Annotated in this window: 19 protein-coding genes and 3 pseudogenes; 12 read left to right on the top strand and 10 right to left on the bottom strand. The window is 61.8% G+C overall.

Annotated elements, in window-relative coordinates:
• Positions 1–52 precede the first annotated feature (52 nt).
• The 8 genes and pseudogenes from BN2476_RS34125 (at position 53) to BN2476_RS34090 (ending at position 8916) form a co-directional block, all read left to right on the top strand.
• Positions 53–823 carry a pyrroline-5-carboxylate reductase gene (locus tag BN2476_RS34125; protein ID WP_087738605.1) on the top strand — a complete coding sequence of 257 codons (771 nt, stop codon included), beginning with the start codon at positions 53–55 and terminating at the stop codon, positions 821–823.
• A 197-nt stretch (positions 824–1020) separates the two neighbouring features.
• A complete protein-coding gene (locus BN2476_RS34120) occupies positions 1021–2022 on the top strand; it encodes a LysR substrate-binding domain-containing protein (protein ID WP_087738604.1) in 1002 nt (333 codons plus the stop codon).
• An 86-nt stretch (positions 2023–2108) separates the two neighbouring features.
• A complete protein-coding gene (locus BN2476_RS34115; RefSeq protein ID WP_087738603.1) occupies positions 2109–3143 on the top strand; it encodes a GlxA family transcriptional regulator in 1035 nt (344 codons plus the stop codon).
• A gap of 112 nt (positions 3144–3255) precedes the next feature.
• On the top strand, positions 3256–3675 hold the full coding sequence (locus BN2476_RS34110) for a cupin domain-containing protein (protein ID WP_087738619.1): 420 nt from the start codon (positions 3256–3258) through the stop codon (positions 3673–3675).
• A 5-nt stretch (positions 3676–3680) separates the two neighbouring features.
• Positions 3681–4610 (top strand): annotated as a pseudogene (locus BN2476_RS34105) (LysR substrate-binding domain-containing protein).
• Positions 4611–4788: 178 nt separating this feature from the next.
• Positions 4789–6045 (top strand): aromatic ring-hydroxylating oxygenase subunit alpha, encoded by a 1257-nt coding sequence (locus BN2476_RS34100; RefSeq protein ID WP_087738602.1) that lies wholly within the window; start codon positions 4789–4791, stop codon positions 6043–6045.
• A 14-nt stretch (positions 6046–6059) separates the two neighbouring features.
• Positions 6060–7190 (top strand): FAD-binding oxidoreductase, encoded by a 1131-nt coding sequence (locus BN2476_RS34095; protein WP_087738601.1) that lies wholly within the window; start codon positions 6060–6062, stop codon positions 7188–7190.
• Between the two features lie 343 nt (positions 7191–7533).
• Positions 7534–8916 carry a pyridoxal phosphate-dependent decarboxylase family protein gene (locus tag BN2476_RS34090; protein ID WP_087738600.1) on the top strand — a complete coding sequence of 461 codons (1383 nt, stop codon included), beginning with the start codon at positions 7534–7536 and terminating at the stop codon, positions 8914–8916.
• 182 nt (positions 8917–9098) lie between these two features.
• On the opposite strand, the gene BN2476_RS34085 is transcribed toward BN2476_RS34090, so the two are convergent.
• The 3 genes from BN2476_RS34085 to BN2476_RS34075 form a co-directional block, all read right to left on the bottom strand.
• On the bottom strand, positions 9099–10340 hold the full coding sequence (locus BN2476_RS34085) for a metal-dependent hydrolase family protein (protein ID WP_087738599.1): 1242 nt from the start codon (positions 10338–10340) through the stop codon (positions 9099–9101).
• A gap of 72 nt (positions 10341–10412) precedes the next feature.
• A complete protein-coding gene (locus BN2476_RS34080) occupies positions 10413–10925 on the bottom strand; it encodes a GAF domain-containing protein (protein WP_087738598.1) in 513 nt (170 codons plus the stop codon).
• Positions 10922–12286: an MFS transporter gene (locus BN2476_RS34075; protein ID WP_087738618.1), complete on the bottom strand. Its 1365-nt coding sequence runs from the start codon at positions 12284–12286 to the stop codon at positions 10922–10924. The genes BN2476_RS34080 and BN2476_RS34075 overlap by 4 nt, the downstream gene beginning before the upstream one ends.
• 190 nt (positions 12287–12476) lie before the next feature.
• Here BN2476_RS34075 and BN2476_RS34070 point away from each other — a divergent pair, with 190 nt between their 5' ends.
• A complete protein-coding gene (locus tag BN2476_RS34070) occupies positions 12477–13445 on the top strand; it encodes a LysR family transcriptional regulator (protein ID WP_087738597.1) in 969 nt (322 codons plus the stop codon).
• Between the two features lie 28 nt (positions 13446–13473).
• On the opposite strand, the gene BN2476_RS34065 is transcribed toward BN2476_RS34070, so the two are convergent.
• The 4 genes from BN2476_RS34065 to BN2476_RS34050 form a co-directional block, all read right to left on the bottom strand.
• Positions 13474–14448, bottom strand: a complete 975-nt coding sequence (locus BN2476_RS34065) for a sulfonate ABC transporter substrate-binding protein (protein WP_087738596.1) — start codon at positions 14446–14448, stop codon at positions 13474–13476.
• A 154-nt stretch (positions 14449–14602) separates the two neighbouring features.
• Positions 14603–15430: a MetQ/NlpA family lipoprotein gene (locus BN2476_RS34060; RefSeq protein WP_087738595.1), complete on the bottom strand. Its 828-nt coding sequence runs from the start codon at positions 15428–15430 to the stop codon at positions 14603–14605.
• Positions 15431–15611: 181 nt separating this feature from the next.
• On the bottom strand, positions 15612–16082 hold the full coding sequence (locus tag BN2476_RS34055; RefSeq protein WP_087738594.1) for a VOC family protein: 471 nt from the start codon (positions 16080–16082) through the stop codon (positions 15612–15614).
• Between the two features lie 156 nt (positions 16083–16238).
• The gene (locus BN2476_RS34050; protein WP_087738593.1) at positions 16239–17126 is read right to left on the bottom strand and encodes a LysR family transcriptional regulator; all 888 of its coding nucleotides are present in this window, start codon (positions 17124–17126) and stop codon (positions 16239–16241) included.
• A 196-nt stretch (positions 17127–17322) separates the two neighbouring features.
• Here BN2476_RS34050 and BN2476_RS48730 point away from each other — a divergent pair, with 196 nt between their 5' ends.
• Together BN2476_RS48730 and BN2476_RS48725 are read left to right on the top strand one after the other, a co-directional pair.
• A complete protein-coding gene (locus BN2476_RS48730) occupies positions 17323–17940 on the top strand; it encodes an MFS transporter (RefSeq protein WP_235851085.1) in 618 nt (205 codons plus the stop codon).
• A 66-nt stretch (positions 17941–18006) separates the two neighbouring features.
• A complete protein-coding gene (locus BN2476_RS48725; RefSeq protein ID WP_235851084.1) occupies positions 18007–18498 on the top strand; it encodes an MFS transporter in 492 nt (163 codons plus the stop codon).
• A 60-nt stretch (positions 18499–18558) separates the two neighbouring features.
• Here BN2476_RS48725 and BN2476_RS34040 read toward each other — a convergent pair.
• Together BN2476_RS34040 and BN2476_RS34035 are read right to left on the bottom strand one after the other, a co-directional pair.
• Positions 18559–18825, bottom strand: a pseudogene (locus BN2476_RS34040) (DUF1488 family protein); the annotation flags it as partial.
• A 45-nt stretch (positions 18826–18870) separates the two neighbouring features.
• Positions 18871–19050 carry a hypothetical protein gene (locus tag BN2476_RS34035; RefSeq protein WP_087738592.1) on the bottom strand — a complete coding sequence of 60 codons (180 nt, stop codon included), beginning with the start codon at positions 19048–19050 and terminating at the stop codon, positions 18871–18873.
• Positions 19051–19333: 283 nt separating this feature from the next.
• Between BN2476_RS34035 and BN2476_RS48720 the strand changes: the two are divergent.
• Positions 19334–19488, top strand: a pseudogene (locus tag BN2476_RS48720) (glutathione-dependent formaldehyde dehydrogenase); the annotation flags it as partial.
• Positions 19489–19582: 94 nt separating this feature from the next.
• On the opposite strand, the gene BN2476_RS34030 reads toward BN2476_RS48720, so the two are convergent.
• On the bottom strand, positions 19583–22012 hold the full coding sequence (locus tag BN2476_RS34030) for a glucose/quinate/shikimate family membrane-bound PQQ-dependent dehydrogenase (RefSeq protein ID WP_087738591.1): 2430 nt from the start codon (positions 22010–22012) through the stop codon (positions 19583–19585).
• Positions 22013–22130: the final 118 nt, after the last annotated feature.

The following is a 22130-nucleotide window of genomic DNA, read 5'->3' as shown; positions in this document are numbered from 1 at the left end:
GCTGTCGTGGCCTTGTACGAAGCTGCCGCACTCCAAACTCAAGTGAGGTTTCATGCGACTCGGATTCATCGGAACGGGGACGATCACGAAAGCAGTCGTGACAGGCATGTGCAGATTCGGCGTTCCATTCGACGGGATTTCGCTATCGCCCCGCAATCCGAATACCGCTGCGGAACTCGCGACGCTGGACGAACGGATTCGCGTCTGCACGAGTAATCAGGAGGTACTGGAGAATTCGGATGTCGTTTGCCTTGCGGTCGTTCCGCAAATTGCCGCAGAAGTTCTGGGCGAACTCGAATTCGACTCGCGTCATCACATTGTCAGTTTCATTGCGGGCATTTCTCTCGCCGAGCTTCGTCGCCTCGTCCCGCAGGTGAATAGGGTCGTGCGCGCAGTCCCGCTGCCAGCCGTCGCTGAGGGCAAGGGAAGCACTGCAATCTGCCCCGCAGATGAGGTCGCGAAAGCCGTCTTTTCCGCGTTGGGTGAAGCGGTGGAGGTAGACGATGAACGCAAGTTCGACGCGCTGTCCGCAGTGACGGCGACGATGGCGAGCTTCTATGCCGTTCTCGAAACCCAGGCGGCCTGGCTCGTGGAGCAGGGTCTCGACTACTCCGCGGCGCGAGCTTTTTTGTCTGGCTACTGTGTTGGGCTCGCGAATGACGCAGCCCGCACGGGACAACCGTTTTCGGTAATGGTTACGCAATGCATGACACCGGGCGGCATCAACGAGCAGATGCACACCGAACTCTCTCGTCGAGGTGCATACGGACTGTACAAAGACGCGCTTGATGGCGTGCTGAAGCGAGTTCGAGGGGCCGCATAACAGGCGGCCACGAAGAGTAATATAAAGGGGCGGAAGGTGATCTGCCCTTGTCAGTTAACTCGAAGACTCGCAAACTAATTTTGCGCGCGAGCTATTCCGCTCGGGTGTGCAGTCTACGCATTGTCACGGGGCAGTGCGCAGCGCTGACCGGGTTGTCTTCGGACCACACGGGCGCTTCCGCTTCACAGGTGAAAACCATGCAAAAGAAACAGGTGTTTGCCGACCGATTGCTCGCTCAGATGCCGTCGTTACGAGCGCTGAAATGCTTCGTCACGGCTGCCCGATATGAAAGTTTTACGCAGGCCGCGGAAGTGCTGTGCGTCACGCAGGCGGCAATCAGCCGACAAATCAAGGAGCTCGAGGACTCGCTGGAAGTCGCCCTGTTCGAACGGACGGGGCGGCACATCGCGCTCACCGACGCCGGGCGCATTCTGTACAACGCGTCCTATCTGTCGATCATGAACATCGCTGAGGCGGCCCAGGCGGTGCGTCGGACCGACAGGCATGCGCTGACAATTTGTGTCTCGCATACTTTCTCGGCGCTCTGGCTGTCGTTCAGGCTGCCCTCGTTCCGTAAGCGGTTCCCCGATATTCGATTGCACGTGATGGTGACGGAGCATTTCATGGAGCTCGACGAGCTCATGGAACCCGACGTCATCATCACCAAGAATCCGCCGCGCGAGGCGGAGTACGAAGTCGAACCGCTCTTTCACGACGTCGTATATCCCGTCTGCAGCCAGTCTTTTTACGAGCGCCACTTTCACGGCAGGTCAGTGAAGCCGTTGGATCTTTTATCGCACGCGACGTTGAACCTCTCCCTGTTGGGGCGTGCGCAGATTTGCGAGCATGTCGACTGGTCCGTGTGGCGAAACTGGTTTCAGCAGAGTGATGGCACTGAAAGGATGGTCGAGAACGAGCATCTGGAGAGCAACGACTATCGACTGCTCGTATCGCAAGCCGAAGCGGGAGAGGGCACCTTGCTTGGCTGGCATCATCTTGTTCATCGTCAGGTCGAACAAGGGCTACTGATTCGACCGGTGCAAGATGTGCTCGAATTTCACGACCGTCATCACTATTTGATAACGCATAAGAACGCAAAGCTTCGTCCTGAATATCTTCAGTTCCGTGAATGGCTCGGAGAGGAAGTGGGCGCGATGATGCGCGAATGGCGAAGCGTCGAGACTGAAACCACGAAATAAACTTTGCAGACGTTAGTCAGGAGAGCGCGAGCAGCTTCGCCGTAGGAGTCCTGGTCGACTTTTCAAGCGTTAGTGCAGGCAGTCCCATGTTTAGCGACCTCATCAGCCCCAAAGCCGGTACCACGCGGCCACTCCGCTTTGGAATCGTCCTGTTGCCCAATTTCACCCTGACGGCATTTTCCGGTTTCGTGGATGTACTGAGGCTGGCGAGCGATGAAGGTGACATGAGCAGACCGGTTCGCTGTTCATGGACCATTGTCGGCGAATCTCTTGTTCCTGTCAGGGCAAGCTGCGGAATTCAGGTCGCGCCGTGGACGACCTTCGACGAAGCCGGGTCCTTCGACTACGTCGTGGTTGTCGGTGGATTGCTGCACTCGGGGCCGTCCGCAAGCAAGGCCACGCTTCAGTTCATTCATGACGCGGCGGCAACGTCTGCTACGTTGGTCGGAATATGCACTGGGGTATTTGCGTTGATGCGAGCCGAAGTGATGGATGGGTATCGCATGTGCGTAAGCTGGTTTCACTACTGGGACTTTGTCGAGCGCTTTCCGGGCGTCGATGAACGCAATCTGGTTGCGGACCGGCTGTTCGTGATCGACCGGCGCCGCATTACGTGTTCAGGTGGACGAGCTTCAATCGATGTTGCCGCGGCTATCCTGTTGCGCCACTTCGAGGCGACAGTCGTACAGAAGGCGCTGCGTATCATGCTTGTCGACGACGCGCAGAAAGGGAATGCTCCGCAGCCACACCCGCCAGGACTGGAACCCGCGACACACCCAAAGGTAAGGCGAGCCATCCTGTTGATGGAGCAGCACATTGGGCAGCCATTGAGCCTCGCGGAGTTGGCTCGACGCCTCGAGATGTCCGTCCGGCAACTCGAGCGTCTCTTCACCTCAGAGACGGGCAAATCGCCCCAGGCCTATGCCCGCCAGATCCGGATACGGATGGCGTCGTGGCTGCTCACGAGTTCGGATCGTACTGTCGCTGACATTGCCTCCTCATGCGGCTTCTCTGATGCTTCACATCTTGGCCGCGAGTTCAGAAAGGAATTTGGCGAATCGCCGAATGCTTATCGCGTCGCGCGACCGCAGGGTCAAACGCAATTGTTAGCCGATGCGTAGGGAGATGTGCTTTGGCGTCATACGCCTGGACGCCAGGCACAGCGAGCGATTCAGATACGAAGGCACGAGAAGCAGGACTCCCCCTTTGTTCATACATTGGACGTTGAAGAAAATGACAACCGAACATATGCGCGATGAAATGGTTTTCTTTGGATTGCACGTCAAGGATGGTCGTCGTTGGTATTCGATTGATGAACGCGACTGGCGGCCGATGAAAATCGGAGGAACGGTACTTCCCGGCTTTTTCTGGATTCCCGTTGCCGACGACGAGAACGGTGCCTGGAGTAGCTACTGGATGCGTTTGCAACCCGGCGCGCGTTCATTGGAGCATCGGCACGACTCGACCGAGCTGATCGTGATTCTCGATGGCGTGTTCACTGACGACGACGGTACGGATTTTCTTCCCGGGCACACAGTGTCGTATCCAGCGGGTTCGCGACACAGTACGTCGTCAAAAGAGGGTTGTACGGTACTGGTCGTGGCTCACACCGGATCGACGCTAGTTTCCCAATCACAACCCACACGCGCCTGAGCCAAATGAAACCGGTAACCGCGCGGACCAAGGGATACCGGCGCATTATCCCTTCGGTGACCGCCCTCGTCGAATTCGAGGCGGTTGCACGTCACAGCAGCTTCACGCTGGCAGCCGATGAACTGGGAGTGACTTAAGCGGCAGTCAGTCGACAGATCAAGGTTCTTGAGGAAACGCTTGGGACCCGGCTCTTCAATCGCCTGCATCGTTCGATCGAACTCACTGATGAAGGTGAAGCGCTGTATCTCGTGGTCGCCGAATCAATGCAGAAAATTGCCGGCGTATTCGACCGGTTATCAAGCGGGCCGGTCCAGCAGGAACTGGTGCTTGCAGCAACGTCCGCCTTCACGCATTTTCGTCTCTTGCCCCGGCTGGCATCGCTAAAAAAGGCCCAACCGGACCTTCAACTACGCATCTCCACGCAGATGTTCATCGCCGACCTTCGACCCAAGGAAATCGATGTCGCCGTTCGATTCGGAAACGGACAATGGGGCGATGGCTCCGCAACCCTGCTTTTCGACGAAGAAGTTTTCCCCGTCTGCTCGCCGGAGTGGGTGAAGTCACGAGGCACGCCAGAATCGCTGCAGGAAGTCGCCAACGCCGCTCTCATCGAGTCCGATGCGACTTCGGAAGGCTGGATGAGGTGGGAAGAATGGTTTCTGGCCGTGGGCTTCAGGCCAGTGCGATTGAACTTTGCGCTACGCTGCAGCCTTTATACGGACGCCATCGAGGCCGCACGCTACGGCCAGGGCATCGCCCTTGGCTGGGGAAGACTGGTCCACGATCTGATCGAAACGGGCGAACTCGTCCGGCTGCCGGTCGCGTCGTTCAAGGCGAGCGATTCATATTACGTCGTCGTGCCGCACGGGCGCACGATCACCCCCGCAATTGACGGTCTCATCGACTGGCTCCGGCAGGATTCCATCGGCACCTGAAGCCTGAAGCGTTTGCAACGCCCGACGGCGCCCGTTGTAAACGGTCTGGCTCTCGCATAATCCAAAGTAATGCCAGACCGAAAATAAAGCGCATTGACGCTCTTTTTCGTCAATCCAATACTCGAGTCATAGCAGGAACAATCGAAGTCCCGAGACCCCTGAGCATTGGAGAACGACGATGTCTGAAGTGCAACTCAAAACCCATGGCGAGTTAATTCGAAGCCGTCAGCCCGGTCATGGCATGTCCGGTGAGCTGTTTGGCCGCCAGGACGTTTTCGAAACGGACGTCGACGTCTTCTTCCACAAGCACTGGATTCTGGTCGGGGTCACGGCGGATGTTCCAGAGCCGGGCGATGTTTCGACCGTCGACATCGGCAAGGCTTCCATCATCATCGTTCGCGACGACGACGAAAACGTTCGGACCTACCGCAACGTGTGCCGCCATCGAGGCGCGCGGCTCAAGGAAGCCGGAAAGTCGACCGTGGGCATGCTGGTATGCCCTTATCACCAATGGACGTACGACCTTGACGGAAGCTTGCGCCATACGACGCACATGGGAAAGGATTTCGACCCGACGTGCCGCAGCCTGATTCCCGTGCACACGAAGATTATCGGCACGCATATCTTCGTGTGTCTCGATGAAAACGCGCCCGTCGACATCTCGAAGCTGGAAGAGACGATGACGCCGCGTTTCGCGCCGTACGATCTGCAAAACACGAAGATTGCCTTCGAGCAGGAAATCATCGAGAACGGCAACTGGAAGCTCGTCATTGAGAACAACCGCGAGTGCTACCACTGCCAGGGCACGCATCCGGAACTGACGGCGTCATTCCTGCCGGAAGACTTCGGCTTCTGTCCGGAGAACCTCAGCGAAGAATCGCTTCGCGCGCTCGAAGACTACAAGGTGCGTAACGCGACGTGCCAGGCAAGCTGGGAGCGCGATGGGTTCATCGGCGAAACCGTCGAGTGGCTCGACGAAGATGCGGTTACCCAGTTCCGCACGCAGCAACTGGTCATTGCAGGCGAGGGTGAGTCGCAGACGATCAGCACCAAGGTTGCGAGCACGAAGCTGTTCGGCAATATCACGCGACGCGACCTCGGCGACCAGCACCTCTGGGCGCACAATTCGTGGACGCATGTCATGAGCGACCACGCGGTCATCAGCTACATCATTCCGCTTGGGCCCGACAAGACGCTGGTGCGTTCCAAGTGGCTCGTTCATGCCGATGCGGTCGAAGGCGTCGACTACAACGTCGAGGATCTGACCGAAGTCTGGATGGCGACCAACATGCAGGACAAGCATCTCGTCGAAATCACGCACGAAGGTACGCAAGATCCGGCATACGCGCCGGGCGTGTTCTCGCCGTTCACGGAAGCGTACGTCGACCAGTTTTCGCGCTGGTACGCAGCGCGATTGAATGCACATGGAATCTGAGCAGAGTTACTGCCATGAATTGCGTAGAAAGAATGTTCGACCGCGCGCCAGAAGCTGCCGACCGACTCACCAATACGGGCACTTGGGAGAACGGTGCCCGGCAATGGCCGAGCAGTGAACAACAGACGCTGACGTGCTGCCGTGTCATCGACGAAACTCACGACGTCAAGAGCTTTGAGTTCCGCACGGAGGATGGCTTGCCTGTGCGCTTCGAGCCGGGCCAGTTCATGACGGTGTTGGCGAATGTTAAGGGCCAATCGGTCGAGCGCTGCTACACGATATCTTCGCCGCCGACGCGTCCGTACCTGGTGTCCATTACCGTCAAGCGGGTTCCGGGTGGCGTCATGTCGAACTGGCTTCACGACAACATGAAGCCCGGAGGCCAGTTGCGAGCATACGGTCCGTCTGGAACTTTCACGTCCACAGCTTCTGCTGCCCCCAAGTCGCTCTATCTGTCGGCGGGTTCGGGAGTGACACCGCTGATGTCGATGACCCGGGCGAGCGTCGACCTCGGTCTCGATCGGGACATCGCGTTCGTGCACAGCGCGAGGACGCCTGCCGATATCGTCTTTCGCGACGAACTGCAAAGACTGGCGAAACTGTCGCCGCGACTGAAGCTGTTCTTCGTATGCGAAGGCATCGGTGATGAAAGCGATTGGGCAGGCGCGACGGGCAGGCTGAGTCTCCCGCTTCTGTCGGAGTGGCTGCCCGATTACGCAGACCGCGAGGTATTCACGTGTGGTCCCGCCGGCTACATGTCGGCAGTCAGGGAATTGCTTCGCGAAGGCGGACATGACACGGCTCGTTACCACCAGGAGAGCTTCGATATTTCAGCGGGCGACGCGGCTGAGCCCGCATCGCAGGAGAGCGATGCGGCTCAGGAAACGTTCACGATCAAGCTTTCCCGCTCTTCGAAGACGTTCACGATCAGTCCATCCGAAACAGTGCTTGCCGCCGCGAAAAAGGCGGGGGTGGCAATCGCTTCATCGTGCAGCCAGGGCGTATGTGGCACGTGCAAGACCAAAGTGCTCGAGGGCACAGTCGACATGAAACACAACGGCGGGATTCGGGACAGAGAAGTCCAGAAGGGTTTCCGGCTGTTGTGTTGCAGCCGTCCAACCTCCGATCTGGTGCTGGAGCTCTGATCGTCTATCGTGGCACGCGAGCACCGGCGCGTGGTGAACGTTGTGCCAGGACCGTTGTACGTCGGTCATGCAAGTCCCCTTGGGCACGAGGCTAACTGACCGCGCGCCCCTGTTCGAATGCAATTCAACACCGAAGCGCGACAGTTCAAGAGGGAAACCTCATGTCTGTCAGCGAGATGACCGGATCGATCACTACCGAAACGAACGGACAATACGCTGCTCGAAGTGCGGGGCATACCGGCTCGCGCGAGTGCGATGCCTTTGACTAAACATTCTCAATGACGTCACAATCAATGAGCAATCAAATCAGCCGTTCAGCAAATCGCCATGTAAGGCCTAAAAAATGGACACAACGACGACAAGCGAAGTCCTGCAAGACGCCGCTCAACGTGCCGTCACCTACCTGCAATCTGTTCGCCATCGTCCGGTGATCGCATCGCCCGAGGCCCTGCAACGTCTCGACGAATTGAAGCACCCGCTTCCGCAGAGAGGTGCGGATGCACGCGAGGTGTTGCGTCGTCTCGATGAGATCGGCTCTCCCGCGACCATCGCTACTGCGGGCGGACGGTATTTCGGTCTGGTCATCGGCGGCGCGCTACCGGCCACCGTTGCTGCGAACTGGCTGGCTGCGGCGTGGGACCAGAACGCCAGCTTTCGGTGGACGTCACCGATTGCCGCGACGCTAGAGGACGTGTCACTGCAATGGTTGACGGACCTCTTCGGATTGCCGGATGGCATCGGGGGCGCGTTCGTCACGGGCGCCTCGATGGCGAACCTGGCAGCGTTGGCGTCCGCACGCCATGCGCTTCTCGCCCGACAAGGCTGGGACGTGGAAGCGAGAGGGCTCTATGGCGCGCCCGAATTGAGGGTGGTCGTCAGCGACGAAGTTCACGTGACCGTGTTGAAAGCACTCTCGCTGCTCGGTCTCGGGCGCGAACGTGTGATTCGTGTGCCGACCGATCGCCAGGGGCGACTGCAGATCGATCGTCTTCCGGAACTGGATGACCGCACGATTGTTTGCATCCAGGCCGGCAACGTGAACACCGGCAACTTCGATCCTGCTGCGGAGGTCTGTCGCCGCGCGAGGGAAGCGGGGGCATGGGTGCATGTCGATGGCGCCTTTGGTCTTTGGGCGCTGTCGAGTCCTCGCCTCGCCGCATTGGCCAAGGGACTGAGCGAGGCTGATTCATGGGCGACGGACGCGCACAAATGGCTCAACGTTCCCTATGACAGCGGTATTGTTCTCGTCCGCAAGCCGGCTGATCTTCATGCGGCGATGTCGGCCAGCGCCGCGTATCTGGACGAGGATGTCGAAGGCAATCGCGAGCCGTCGCACTACACACCCGAATCATCGAGGCGAGCGCGTGGCGTCGAAGTATGGACCGCGCTTCTGAATCTCGGCCGCGATGGCATCGAAGATCTCATCGACAGGTCATGCCGCCATGCCCGAGCGTTCGCTCAAGGTCTCGCAGAGCATGGGTTCGAGATTCTCAACGAGGTCGTGCTGAATCAGGTGCTCGTCTCGTTCGGATCGCCCGAGGTCACGCAAGCCGTGATCGGCCGTCTTCAGGCCGAGGGCGTCTGCTGGTGTGGCGGAACGATATGGCAGGGTCGCAAAGCCATGCGCATTAGCGTCTCGAATTGGGCCACCACGGATGCGGATGTGCGACTTGGCATCGAGGCCATGCTTCGGGCCGCTGGGCAATCCGGGCCATTGCAGGCGTGAGCGATGTGTTCTACCCGGGCGGATCGAGTCGCGCAACGACCCACGGCATCGCGACGAAGGGACTGCAATTGCCGCAGGACACGGTGAGCGATCTGTTGCGCGTGGGTCGCGGGCTAACGTCGATGCGCGAGGGCTTTCGCACACGACATAGCATCGTCGAGCGGGCAGCACATAAAGCGCGCTCACAACTCTTCGAACTCGATCGCGCCGCCTTTCATCACGAGCGGAATACGTTCGCCTTGCCCGAGCAGACATGAGATGTCGCGCAACGGATCGCCATCGACGACAATCAGGTCCGCCCACGCGTCAGGCGCGATGCGTCCGAGCTTCTCCGGCAAGCCGAGCACTTCGGCGGCCGTCGTCGTCGCGCATGCAAGCGTCGCGGCATTGCCGAGCACTTCGGCGCGAATGCGGAACTCGTCGCTTTGCAGGCGTTGCGACGGCCCCAGCAGGTCCGAGCCGAAGCCCATTTTCACGCCCGCGTCGCGATAGATTTCCAGCGAACGCAGCCCCGCCTCGCGCACATCGGCGATCTTCGCGACGCTCTCTTCGCCGAGACCGTATTGCGCGCCTTCCGATGCCAGCGCTTCGTACGTGACGAGCGTCGGCACCACATAGGCGCCCATCTCGGCCATCAATCTCGCCGTGGGCGCGTCGATCAGGTTGCCGTGCTCGATCGTGCGCACGCCCCAGCGCACGACGCGCGCAATCGCCTCGGCCGTGTACGCGTGCGCCATCACGTAGGTATGACGCGCGCGCGCTTCTTCGACGATCGCGCGCACTTCGTCTTCCGCGTAGCCGAATGCGCCGACAGGGTCCGTCGGCGATGCGACGCCGCCCGAGGCCATGATCTTTAAATGGTCGGCGCCCATTTGCAATTCTTCGCGCGCGGCGCGGCGCACGGCATCGACGCCATCCGCGACGCGGGCGAGCGCGCCCACTCGCACGCAGCAGCCGCACGGCGCGCTGTCGCCCAGGTAGTCGGAACGCGCGCGCATGTCGCCGTGGCCGCCCGTCTGGCTGAGCGCGCGCCCCGCAACGAACAGACGCGGACCGACGGCCAGCCCGCTCTCCACGGCTTGCTTGTGCGGATACCCTGCGCCGCCCGCGTCGCGCACGGTGGTGAATCCGCGCCGCAGCATCGAGCGCATGATCGGCACCGAGCGGAGCGTGACGAGCACATTCGGCATGTGCACCTGCTGCGCGAGGTTCAGCTGTACCGCTACCACGTGCACATGCAGGTCGATCAATCCCGGCATCAGCGTCTTGCCTCGCAGGTCGATTTCGCGCGCGGCCGCGCTCTTCAAAGGCCTGTCTGATACTTCCCTGATGAGGCCGTTCTCGACCAGCACGTGATGCGCTTCGCGCATTTCACCCCGCTCTACATCGAGCACGTTTGCGTTCGCGAACAGAATGCTTTCCATTCGTTTCCCCTCTCGGTTGCGTCAATGGGTTGTGTCAATGAATCGATCCGCTGCCGAGCACTCGCGTCGTTGTCAAACGTCGTCGAGCAGCGCCGGCAGCGCGAACTGCGCGAGCGCCTGTGCGAACGGAACGTGATCGTCCCGATACCAGGCTCGCGTATGCAACAGGTTCAGCGACGCCAGCGTGCGTCCCTTCCAGCGCACGGGCACGTTCAGCACGCTCTCGCAACCGAGCGACGCGATCAGCTCGTGGTCGGGGAATACGGCACGCAGATCGTCCGCCGTTCTGCCGATGAACGCCTCGCCGCGCGTCAGCACCGTATCGACCCAAGTGCCGCCCGCGAGCGGCTTTTTTGCCGCCGTCGGATATTCGTTCGGCAGGTTGCTGTAGACGCGCGCCGATTCGTTTGTCGTTGCGTCGTAATGCAAGATCGTGAAGAGCGTATGCCCGATCGTTTCGGCGAGGGCCGTGTCGAGCGCGCGATAGAGCGTCATCGGCTGGTCTGCGTGCGTCTGTGCGCGAGCCAGCGCGAAGAAGGGTTGCAATCCGAAGGGCCGCAATCCGCGTTCGCGTGCGTCGTTCATGCCGCTTCTCCTGCGGCGATGTCTTCGAGCGAGCGTCCGCGTGTCGGCACGCCCATCATCACCACGGAGATCGCGCCGAGCAACAGGACGACGGTCGTCACGCCGAACACGCCCGCGAATCCGAACTTCGGATACAGATAGCCGACGAGAATCGGCGACACGATCGCGCCGATCCGGCCGATCGCCGACGCCGTTCCCGCGCCCGTCGTGCGCACGGCCGTCGGAAACACTTCCGCCGTGTATGCATAGACGCCCGCATACGTGCCGTTCATGAAGAACGACAGGCCGATGCCCGCTGCCATGATCTCGCCGTTGGTGCCGGCGAATGCCATGCCCAATGCGCACGCGCAGCCGAACAGCATGTACGACGCGATCGTCGCCTGCCGCCCGATGCGTTCGTTGAACCACGACGCGCTGAAGTAGCCGGGCACTTGCGCGACATACATCGCGACCGAGTAGCCGAAGCTGCGCGTGATGCTCATGCCATGCTGGACGAGCAGGCCGGGAATCCACGTAAAGAACGCGTAGTAGCTGAACGTGATCGACAGCCACATCAGCCACGTCATCGTCGTGACGCGTGCCTGGCGTCCCGTCCACAACACGCGGAAATTCGCGGATAGCGTACCCGTCGACATCGAAGGCTCACTGCGCGGACCCGTCGGCTCAGGCTCCGGCAAGTCGATACCGCGCGCAGCGAAACCGGCTTCGATGTGATCGAGCACACGCACCGCTTCATCCACATGCCCGCGGCTTTCGAGCCAGCGAGGCGATTCGGGCAGCGAGCGGCGCCACCAGAGCAGCATCAGGATCGGCACGGCGGTGATGAGAAGCACGACGCGCCAGCCCGCGTCGAACGCCGGCACGATGAAGTATCCAAGCAATGCAGCGGCCACGAAGCCGAACGAAAAGAACCCGGCCAGCGCGCCCGTGAAGATGCCCCGATATCGCTTCGCAACGAACTCGGCGAGATAAGGCGCAATGATCGCGCTCTCGGCCCCCGTTCCCATACCGGCCACGATCCGCGCGGCGAGAAACGTCGGCCACGAATCGGTCATCGCGCTGACGACGGAAGCGACGCAGTAGATCAGCAGCGCCGACATCATCACCTTGCGTCGGCCGATCAGGTCGCCGAGCGTGCCCGCGAGCAGCGCGCCGAAAAAGAAGCCGATGAAGTTGCCGCTACCGAGCACACCCGTCTGCACGCTGGACAGGCTCCAGTCGTGACGCAGCACGGGCAGCACGAAGGCGACGGCGGCGGCATCCATCGCGTCGAATGCATAGCCGAGGCCGCCCATCAGCAGCAGGTGTCCATGAAACCGTCCAAACGGAAGGCGTTCGATGCGTGCAGAAACATTTGACACGGTGACATTCGACACGGTGTGCTCCTGTAGTCGCGATAGTCGCTCGATAGTCGCTGGGCCCGACGGAGTGGACCCGCGCGAGATTCACGTGCGCATGGCCTCTTCTGATTGAGGCCGATTCTATGGCTTGTCGAACGTCATAAATATTTATATTCTTGATCTCATACATTGACCTCGTGAATGGACAGCAATGAGCTTCCGGTCACTCGATCTGAACCTGCTGAAGGTATTCGAAGCCTTGATGACGGAAGGCGCGGTCACGCGGGCCGCTACCAAGTTGTCGCTCACGCAGCCCGCCGTCAGCAATGCGTTGAGCCGCTTGCGCGAGGCGTTCGACGATCCGCTGTTCGTGCGCAACGGCGCGGGCGTCACGCCGACACAACGCGCGATGGCGCTCTGGGGGCCCGTCGGCGATTCGCTGAGCCGCATTCGCGCCGCGCTCGATGAGGAGACGTTCTCGCCGGGCAACGCACAGGTCAGCTTCAGCCTTTCGATGTCGGACTACGTCGCGGGCATCGTGATGCCGCGCCTGATCGAGCGGTTCAGCGAAAGCGCGCCGCGCCTGCAATGGCACACCGTGCCGAACATTCTGCTCGATGCGCCGGCGCTGCTCGAAGGCAATCGTGTGGACTGCGTGATCGGTGTCTATGTGAACGAGACGCTGCCGCCCGCGCACATGCGCTCGCGCTCGCTGTGGACGGTGGACTACGCATGCCTGATGCGGCGCGGTCATCCGCTTGCGGCGCCAGGCCGGCTGACGACGCGGCGCTTTCTGAATGCAAGCCACGTCGACATCAGTCTTGCGGGGCAGACGCAACCGTCATTCGACAGCTTTCTTGCGTCGCGCGGATTGAAGCGCAACCTCGTCGCGACGGTCAACCACTACACGGTCGCGTGCGAGATCATCCGCGCAAGCGATCTGATCGCGGTGTTGCCGCGCGATCTGTGCGAGCGCAGTGGAGATGGCGACCTCGTGAGCGTGCGCGCGCCGCTCGAGGCGCCCGATCGCGTGATCAGCCTGTTCTGGCATCAGCGCAACGAGACCGTGCCCGCTCATCGCTGGTTGCGCGATCAACTCGTCGATATGTTCGCGTCGCCTGGGCTGGCCGCGCAACACGCGATTCCGGCGGCGACAGAACGGCGGGCGGGCTCTGCGTAGATCGCGTGCGACGCGGTCGTTGCGTGCGCTACGCGAGATTCGGCGGTGCCGCTTTCAGCACATCGACGTGCTTCGGAATCAGGCCAAGATCGAGGAAGGTATCCGCGATCTGTTGCTGCTCGCCGAGGATCGCGCGGGTAATCGGCTGCGTGCCGAACTGCTGCCGGCCCACGGCCGCATCGACAACGGGCTTCGGCAAGCCCCATAGCTGCGCCAGTTCGCTTGCCAGTTGATCCTTGTTCTGCTTGCCCCACTGATCGACCTTGTCGAGTTCATCGATCAGAATCCGGATCACATCGGGGTTCTTCGCTGCATACGTCTGCGACGAAAAGTAGTACGCGCGATTGCCCACGACGCCGCTCGCATCCGCAATCAGGCGCGCGCCCAGCGATTTTTCCGCGGCTGCGAAGAACGGGTCCCAGATGACCCACGCGTCGATGGATGCCCGCTCGAATGCGGCCCGTGCATCGGCGGGCGCGAGAAAGACCAGGTTCACGTCGCGGTATTGCAAGCCATGCTGACGCAGCAGCTTCACCAGAAAGTAGTGGACGTTGCTGCCCTTGTTGAGCGCAATTCTTTTTCCCTTAAGGTCCGCCACCGAGCGGATCGGCGATTGCGGCGGCACGAGCACGGCTTCGGACTGCGGCCGCGTGACGGTCGCTGCGACATACGCCAGCGGCGCACCCGCCGCCTGCGCGAAGATCGGCGGCGCTTCGCCTACGTCGCCGAAGTCGATCGAGCCGACATTCAGCGCTTCCAGTTGCACGGGGCCCGCCGCGAATTCCGTCCAGCTCACCGATACGTTGAGCGGAGCGAGCCGCTTTTCGAGCGTGCCGCGTCCCTTGAGCAGATTCAGATAACCCTTTTGATTGCCGATGCGCAGCGTGCGCGGCGCACCTTGCGCGAATGAAGCTGGAACGATTGCAGCGGAAGCAGCTGCCGCGGCACCGAGTGAAAGTTTCAGGAACGCGCGGCGATCGCGCGACGTATTGATCTTGGACATGGCAGACGAGGAGAGATGGAGAGGAGAGGGGGAGTCTTCGCGAGCGAGCGTCGACATCTATCGCGGGGCGCGACTCGAAGCGCGGCTCGCAACGGTGGATGTGCGGCGGCCGCTCGTCATCGTTCGAGTGGCGCCGTTTGCGCCGGGCGCAGTGTCAATGCTGTGGCGCGCCTTCCCATGCGGGCAGCGTCGCGCCGTGATAAACGGAGAGGATCGTCGAAGCGACATTGGCCTGCTGATAGCTGTCGACCAGCGTCTTCACCCAAGGCGCTTTCGCATCTTTCGTGTTAACCGCGATGAAGTTGCGATACGGGTTGCCAGGCACCTTCTCCTGCGCGATGCGTTCCTGCGGAATCCTGATGCCAGCCTTGATCGCCCAGTCGGTATTGACGACAGCCGCGTCCAGATCGCCGATCGCGCGGCCGACGATGCCCGCGTCGAGTTCCTTGATCTGGATGCGCTTCGGGTTGTCCGCTATGTCGCGAGCCGTCGGCAGCAGGCCGACGTCGGGGCGCAACTTGATGAGCCCGTTCGCCTGCAACAGCAGCAGCGCGCGGCCTTCGTTGCTCGGATCGTTCGGCACGCCGATCGTCGCGTTCTGCGGCAGCGCGGCGATCGATTTCACCTTGCGCGAGTAGAGGCCGATCGGCTGCACGTAGGTAAAGCCAACGGGCACGATGTCGTAGTGGCGCGCTGCGATCTGCGCATCGAGGTAGGGCTTGTGCTGAAACGAATTGGCGTCGAGATCGTGCTGCGCGAGCGCTTCGTTCGGCTGCGTGTAGTCGGAGAACGTCGTGACCTTGACGGTGATGCCATGCTTCGCCGCATTGGTTGCGACCGCGCGCCAGACGTCCTCGTCCTCGCCGGACATGATGCCGACACGCACTGTCTGACCAGCGGCGAGCGCAGGTTGCGCGCTCACGATGCCGCAAGTCAGAAGAAGGGAAAGGAGCGCGGCTTTGAGCGTCTTCGTTGTTCTCATAGGATCAAAGTAATCGAATTGAAGATCACCAGATCGTAGAGAGGCGCTTGCGGCCACGCAAATAATATCGGACGCTATCGTTATCGCGGATAAGCGCAAGTGCAAATCGGCCAGCGATGCCAGGCCTCTTGGTCCTGCACGCTGCACCGCTTGGACTCAGGCATCGATTAGATCAAGGCGCTTAATCGAGCCGAGTTCGCGTGGTCAGCCCGCTCGCCTTGTCCCACTCTTCAGGCGTCATTCTTTGCACAGTGACGCCGAAGGTCCATATGTGGCCCTCCGGGTCCTTTGCCCGGTACGTTCGATCGCCATAGAACTGGGTTTGCGGCTCCGTCAGGATAGTCGCGCCAGCGGCGCGCGCATGTGCGCAATGGGCGTCGATGTCTTCGCCTTCGGCGAGCTGGACATGCACGGACTGGGTGTTCTTGCCGCCGACCGAGCGCGGGCTCTTATGGTCCTCGCTCCATTCGCTGCCGACCATGACGACGGAATCGCCATATGTCATTTCAGAGTGAGCGAGATTGCCGTCACTATCGAGGATCACGAACAGCGGCTCGAACCCGAATGCGGCTTCGAGCCAGCGAAAAGCGGCCTTCGGGTCCTGATAGGAAACTGCGCTGGACAGCCCTTTGCTACGGTAGGCATCAGTCATTTCGATTCTCCTGTTGCCGTTGCGAGGATAGCCTCGCCAGTTTCGCAATCTTTATCGAAGTCCGCCAGTCCACCTTTGTGTGCGAGGCCGTGCGCGTCGCAGGTGCGTAGCCCTTCGCGACGCCACGCGTTTTGAAGGGTTGATGCGCGGAATCCATCAGCGGCCTGGCCATTGTTCAACGAGGTAATCGACGAACGTCCGGATTTTCGGCGACGACAGCTTCGCGCGCTCGAACAGCACATGGACGGGCGTTGCGGGCGGTGCGTACTTATCGAGCACGGGCCGCAGGCGTCCTGCCTCGATGTGCGCCGCAACCTGCCATTCGGGCGCGCGCACGATGCCTGCGCCTTCGATCGACGCCGACACGAGCGCATCCAGGCTATTCATCCACAGACGCCCCGTCACGCTGATGCGCGAGCGCGCCGTGCCCGACTGGAAGCGCCAGTCGACGGGACCCGGCGCGTCCGAGAAAACGAGGCAATCGTGCTTGCGCAGATCCTCGGGCGCGCGAGGCGTGCCGCGCCGCGCCAGATAGGCGGGCGCGGCGCACACGACCATCTGGATGTCATCGAGCTTGCGCGCAACCAGACTCGAATCGGACAGACGGCCCACGCGCACGGCAAGGTGCAGGCCCTCTTCGACGAGATTGACCACCCGGTCCACGAGCATGAGGTCGACGGCGACGTTTGAATGAAGCGCAAGGAAGCGCGGCAGCAGCGGCGCGATCACGTGCCGGCCAAGCAGGTTCGGCGCGCTTATCCGCAGACGCCCGGACAGCTCGCCACGACCGGCCGACAGCGCACTGCCGAGTTCATCGACCTCGCCGAGTATCGCCTTGGCGCGGTCGTACAGAATGCGTCCTTCGTCCGTCATCGCGAGGTTGCGCGTGGTGCGGCGGAGCAACTGCGCGCCGAACTGCTCTTCCAGCGCCGAGATGTGCCTGCTGACCGAGGTCAACGACATCGGGATCGCGCGCGCAGCGGCGGACAGGCTTCCCGCCTCCACGACCCGCACGTAGACGTTCATTGCTTCAAAGCGGTCCATGATTCGAGCCTTCCGGATTTCGCAAGGGTGCTCGCCGAACGACAGGGATACCGGCGATTTCCGGAATAGTCTACATTCCCGGCATGGGACAGCAAGAGCCGATGCCGCGCCTTGTCGTTGACGAGGTTGACGGGATTGATGGGGCCCATTGGGGCCATACGTCGGCTCGCTTCAAAGCCTCGGGGAGCACGCATGGATGAAACGTTCGATCTACTGGCTGATGGCAGCCGCGGCCGGCATCGTGGTCGCGAACAACTACTACAACCAGCCGTTGCTGGCCGAATTCGCGCTTGCGTTTCATGCGAGCGAGCGGCAGGCGGGAACGGTGTCGGTGGCGGCGCAGACGGGTTACGCGCTCGGCCTGCTGCTTTTCGTGCCGCTCGGCGACAAGCTCGAGCGCCGCTCGATGCTGCGCACGTTGCTATGCATCGCGAGCCTGGCGCTCGTTGCCGTCGCGCTGTCGCCGACACTGAACTGGCTCGTGGCGGCCAGCTTCGTGACGGGCCTCGCGAGCGTCGCGCCACAGTTGCTCACGCCCTTCGCGGCACAACTGGCAGGGCCGCAACAACGCGGGGAAGCAGTCGGCATCGTGATGTTCGGGCTGTTGTGCGGCATCCTCGTGTCGCGCTCGATTTCCGGAACGATCGCCGGGCACTTCGGCTGGCGCACCGTCTATTGGCTCGCGGCGGCCGCGATGCTCGTCACGGCTGTCGTGCTGTCGCGCATGCTGCCTCGCGGTCAGCCGAGCTACACGGGCACCTACCTGATGGGTTCGCTGTGGACGCTCCTTCGCGAAGAGCCGCTCGTGCGTTGAACGTCGGCTATCGCGGCCCTTCAGTTCGCCGCATTCAGCGCGTTCTGGGCAACGCTGGCGTTTCACTTGCGCAGCATGGATGGGCGCTACGGAAGCGAGGTGACGGGGCTCTTCGGACTCGTCGGCGTCGCGGGTGCGCTCGCATCGACGAGCGCGGGCAAGCTGATCGATACGCGCAATCCACGTCTCGTCGTGCTGGCGAGCGGCGCGATCTTCGTCGTGGCCTTCGCGATCCTCGCGCTGACGGGTTCCACCATTGCAGGGCTGATCGCCGGCGTGATCGTTCTCGACCTGGGATTGCAGAGCGGACATGTCGCGAACATGGCCCGCAACATGAGCATCAGAAGCGACGCCAGCAGCCGCATCAATACGCTCTATATGGCGATTCGCTTCGCGGGCGGCGCGTTCGGTTCGTCGTTGGGCATCTGGGCGTGGAGTGTATGGCAATGGCCGGGCGTATGCGCGGTCGGACTGGTGCTCGGATGCGGGTCGCTGATGTTGCAGGCGGGACGGCAGCCAGCGGGTGAAACGGCGCATCAGCAACGATCGCGCAGTTGATGCGGCCAGCGCAAGACGAGCCGGTTCAGTTCCGACGAGCGATGCTGCGACGCTGCACCAAGGACACGCGAAATCGTCCGTCGTGAGTTCGATATGCGCTGCCTGATGCGCCAGAAGCTTGCGCTCCGCGATGGCCCGGATGCGGCCGTAGCCGTCGCGGAAAGTCTTCAGGACCCGCGCGTCGCTCGCCTTCGGCTCGAGCCAGAAGTATGCTTCGAGCGCAGCGATGCTGATCACGCATTCGACCGTGCTGTTCTGGTGCACGAGGCTGAAAGTCACGCCACGGCCATTCGCGAGCACCTGCGGTTCGAGATCAAGAGTTTCCATCGGAAGTCTCCGCGTTCAGGCGCGCTTTCTGGTTGAGTATCGGCTTCACGAATGGCTGTTTTTAATGCGCTCGACCGCCACGAGCAGATACGGCACGTACTCTCGCGGAAACTCGTCGCGCTCGCCCAGCCGTTCGAGCACATGAACGAGCACATAAGGAAGAATGCGCCTCGCCGGCTGTTCGTCCGAATCCACTGGCAGCGGCAAATCACGAATGCTCGTCATCTGGTCACCTCTCTTCTTGCGTCCTGGCGTAATTGCGCCGCGATCACCCGGCACTGCTTTTCGATCGCGGCCAACGCACCCTCAATTGTCAAACGGATTCTAGTCGCGCGGAAAGCGATTGCGCAGACGTGCGGTATGTTCGAAAGCTGGACCTTTCGGACATGCCTGCCGATACTGGGTTTGATGCCGATGAATTCTCGCGCAGTGCGAGGTGCGGCCGGAAAGGGACAGGGGTAGACAGGTCAGACATGCACCCGGCAATGCGCTCACGCATCAACCACTCTCAATCGTGCCGCGTCTGGTCGAACTCGTCGCGATGGCTCGTTCGATCCTGCTTCGATCCTCACGCATCGCGAGCCGATCACGAATGCGATCGAAGCGTACCAGGCCTTCGACAAGCGCGAGCCAGGCTGGATCAAGATCAAGCTGGAGCCTTGAGCGACACTGCACTGATCGTTCGCGCAACACCGATCGCAGCGTTAGCGGACCCGGCCATCCACGAAGCCCGCTAACGCACACTCACTGCCGCTCGTCACTTGTTGGGCAACGCATACGCGATCACATGGTCGCCGAGCTTCGTGCCGAACGAACCATGCCCGCCCGCGGCAATGACCACGTACTGCTTGCCGTTCATCTCGTAGGTCATCGGCGTGGCCTGTCCGCCTGCGGGCAGCCGCGCGCGCCATAGCTCTTCGCCCGTGTCCGTGCTGAACGCGCGCAGGTAGTTGTCGGCCGTTGCGGCGATGAAGAACACATGGCCCGCCGTCGTGATGGGACCGCCGAGCATCGGCATGCCCATCTTGAACGGCAGCGGAACAGGCGCGCTGTCGCGCACCGTGCCGATCCGCTTCTTCCACACGATCTGGTTCGTCTTCAGATCGAGCGCCGCGACGTAGCCCCACGCGGGCTGCTTGCACGGCAGTCCGACAGGCGACAGGAACGGGTTCAGCGTCACGCCGAACGGCGTGCCGTATTGAGGCTGGATGCCGACCTCGGTGCCCGTGCCGGCGGGACCGGCCTCGGCTGGCTCGATCGGATTGCCGGGGCCGCGCGGTATCAGCCGCGAGACGAACGGCAACGCGATCGGATTCGCAATCGCGATCTGCCGGTCCGTATCGACGGCGAGCCCGCCCCATTCGAACATGCCGAGATTGCCCGGGAACACGAGCGTTCCCTGTTCGGACGGCGGCGTGAACGTGCCTTCATAGCGCAGCCGGTGAGACATCACGCGACACGCAAGCTGGTCGTACATCGTCGCGCCCCACATGTCGGCGCCTGTGAGATTCGTCGATGGACGGAAGGTCAGTTGCGAGTACGGCTGCGTCGGCGATACATGGTCGCCTTTCGCTGCACCTTGCGGCACGGGCTGCTCCGGCGCTGGCACGATCAGCTTGCCCGTGCGGCGATCGAGCACGAAGATGTTGCCCGTCTTCGCCGGCACGTAGATCGCGGGCACGATGTTGCCGCTGCTATCGGCGACATCCGCGAGCGTCGGCTGCGCGGGCACGTCCATGTCCCACAGATCGTGATGGACCGTCTGATAGAACCAAGCGAGCTTGCCCGTCGATGCATGAAGCGCGAGCAATCCGCTTGCATAGCGCTCGTTGTCGGGCGTGCGGTCACCGCCCCAGATGTCGGGCGTCGTCACGCCCATCGGCAGATAGACGAGATCGAGCTTTGCGTCATAGGCGGAAGGCGCCCACGAGTTCGGCGAGTTGTGCGTGAAGCTGTGCTGATCGTCGGGAATCTCGTTCGGTGTATTGGAGCCGGGATCGAAGGCCCATACGAGCTTGCCCGTTTCGACGTCGAAGCCGCGTATCACGCCCGAGGGTTCGCGCGTCGAATAGTTGTCGGTCACGGACCCCGCGACGACGATGATCTTGCCTGTGACGACGGGCGGCGATGTCGGTTCGTACTGGCCCGATGTGGTGACGGGCTGCAGATGCTGGAGATCGAGGTCGCCATTGTTCCCGAAGCCGGCGCAGCGTTGGCCTGTTATCGCATCCAGTTCGAACAGATGGCCGTTGTTGACGGGCAGGATCACGCGCCGCGCGCAAGCGGGCTGTGCGCCTTGCGCCGAGCCGCTGCTGGCGGCGGCTGCCGTCTCGTGATACGACACGCCGCGACAGGTCACGTGCTGGAAGCTCGGGTCGGCCTTCAGGCCCGGATCGAAGCGCCACTTCTCCTTGCCCGTTGTGGCATCGAGTGCGAACAGGATCTGGTGCGGCGAGCACAGGTAGAGCATGTCGCGGGCCTTGATCGGCGTCACTTCGTTCGTGATTTCGACGGGATCGTTCGGGCCTTTCTTGTCGCCTGTTTCGAATGTCCACGCGACTTGCAAGTTCTTCACGTTGTGCTGGTCGATCTGCGTGAGCGGCGAATAGCGGGTGCCCGCCTGCGTGCGGCCATACGCTGTCCAGTCCTGGCGCGGGACATCCGTTTGCGCTGGCGCGGCTGCATTCGCCGCGAGCGTGCCGTTGATCTGCTGCGGATCGTTGAATGCGGCATACGCGAGCGCGATGCCCGTGACGACGAGGCACGCGACGAGCGCGACCGCTCCGGCTCGCGCGGATGTGCCGAACGCATGAAACACTGACGTCAGCAACAGCCACAGGCCGAACAGCACGAGGATGTCGGTGCGCGGCACGAGCGCCCGGAAGTCGAAGCCCGATTCGGCGATGGCCCACGCGAGCGTGCCGATCAGCACCAGCGCGTAGAGCAGCAACGCGAGCCCATTGCGTCGATACGCAAGCCACGCGACTACGAGGAGTGCGATGCCTGCAACCACGTAATAAGGCGACCCGCCGATCGCGACGAGCCACGCTCCGCCCGCGAGCAGATAGAGCCCCGACAGCGCGGCAAATAGGACGCTCAACCAGCTTGCGATGTTCAATGGGGATCTGGGCTTTGACGCGTCGTCCGAAGTAGCCCTGGACGCGTCCGTTTTCGTTTCGTCGTTCATGCTGTATCCCTCCGGATCGTCAGCGCGCCGATACGAAATGCATGTTCGGCCGGTATGCGCAAAACATGCGCGCGAGAAATCTGATCTGCAGTCTCGCGGTCTAGTGTCGCGAGTTAGA

It is taken from the genome of Paraburkholderia piptadeniae, assembly GCF_900007165.1.
GTDB lineage: Bacteria > Pseudomonadota > Gammaproteobacteria > Burkholderiales > Burkholderiaceae > Paraburkholderia > Paraburkholderia piptadeniae.
Note: the sequence above shows the minus strand (reverse complement) of the source record. Positions and strands in the feature narration are given on the sequence as shown.

What these genes read in the sequence shown, in the direction of transcription:
- BN2476_RS34125 (WP_087738605.1), top strand. Translation starts at nt 53, where the DNA reads ATGCGACTCGGATTCATCGGAACGGGGACGATCACGAAAGCAGTCGTG.
- BN2476_RS34120 (WP_087738604.1), top strand. Translation starts at nt 1,021, where the DNA reads ATGCAAAAGAAACAGGTGTTTGCCGACCGATTGCTCGCTCAGATGCCG.
- BN2476_RS34115 (WP_087738603.1), top strand. Translation starts at nt 2,109, where the DNA reads ATGTTTAGCGACCTCATCAGCCCCAAAGCCGGTACCACGCGGCCACTC.
- BN2476_RS34110 (WP_087738619.1), top strand. Translation starts at nt 3,256, where the DNA reads ATGACAACCGAACATATGCGCGATGAAATGGTTTTCTTTGGATTGCAC.
- BN2476_RS34100 (WP_087738602.1), top strand. Translation starts at nt 4,789, where the DNA reads ATGTCTGAAGTGCAACTCAAAACCCATGGCGAGTTAATTCGAAGCCGT.
- BN2476_RS34095 (WP_087738601.1), top strand. Translation starts at nt 6,060, where the DNA reads ATGAATTGCGTAGAAAGAATGTTCGACCGCGCGCCAGAAGCTGCCGAC.
- BN2476_RS34090 (WP_087738600.1), top strand. Translation starts at nt 7,534, where the DNA reads ATGGACACAACGACGACAAGCGAAGTCCTGCAAGACGCCGCTCAACGT.
- BN2476_RS34085 (WP_087738599.1), bottom strand. Translation starts at nt 10,340, where the DNA reads ATGGAAAGCATTCTGTTCGCGAACGCAAACGTGCTCGATGTAGAGCGG.
- BN2476_RS34080 (WP_087738598.1), bottom strand. Translation starts at nt 10,925, where the DNA reads ATGAACGACGCACGCGAACGCGGATTGCGGCCCTTCGGATTGCAACCC.
- BN2476_RS34070 (WP_087738597.1), top strand. Translation starts at nt 12,477, where the DNA reads ATGAGCTTCCGGTCACTCGATCTGAACCTGCTGAAGGTATTCGAAGCC.
- BN2476_RS34065 (WP_087738596.1), bottom strand. Translation starts at nt 14,448, where the DNA reads ATGTCCAAGATCAATACGTCGCGCGATCGCCGCGCGTTCCTGAAACTT.
- BN2476_RS34060 (WP_087738595.1), bottom strand. Translation starts at nt 15,430, where the DNA reads ATGAGAACAACGAAGACGCTCAAAGCCGCGCTCCTTTCCCTTCTTCTG.
- BN2476_RS34055 (WP_087738594.1), bottom strand. Translation starts at nt 16,082, where the DNA reads ATGACTGATGCCTACCGTAGCAAAGGGCTGTCCAGCGCAGTTTCCTAT.
- BN2476_RS34050 (WP_087738593.1), bottom strand. Translation starts at nt 17,126, where the DNA reads ATGGACCGCTTTGAAGCAATGAACGTCTACGTGCGGGTCGTGGAGGCG.
- BN2476_RS48730 (WP_235851085.1), top strand. Translation starts at nt 17,323, where the DNA reads ATGAAACGTTCGATCTACTGGCTGATGGCAGCCGCGGCCGGCATCGTG.
- BN2476_RS34035 (WP_087738592.1), bottom strand. Translation starts at nt 19,050, where the DNA reads ATGACGAGCATTCGTGATTTGCCGCTGCCAGTGGATTCGGACGAACAG.
- BN2476_RS34030 (WP_087738591.1), bottom strand. Translation starts at nt 22,012, where the DNA reads ATGAACGACGAAACGAAAACGGACGCGTCCAGGGCTACTTCGGACGAC.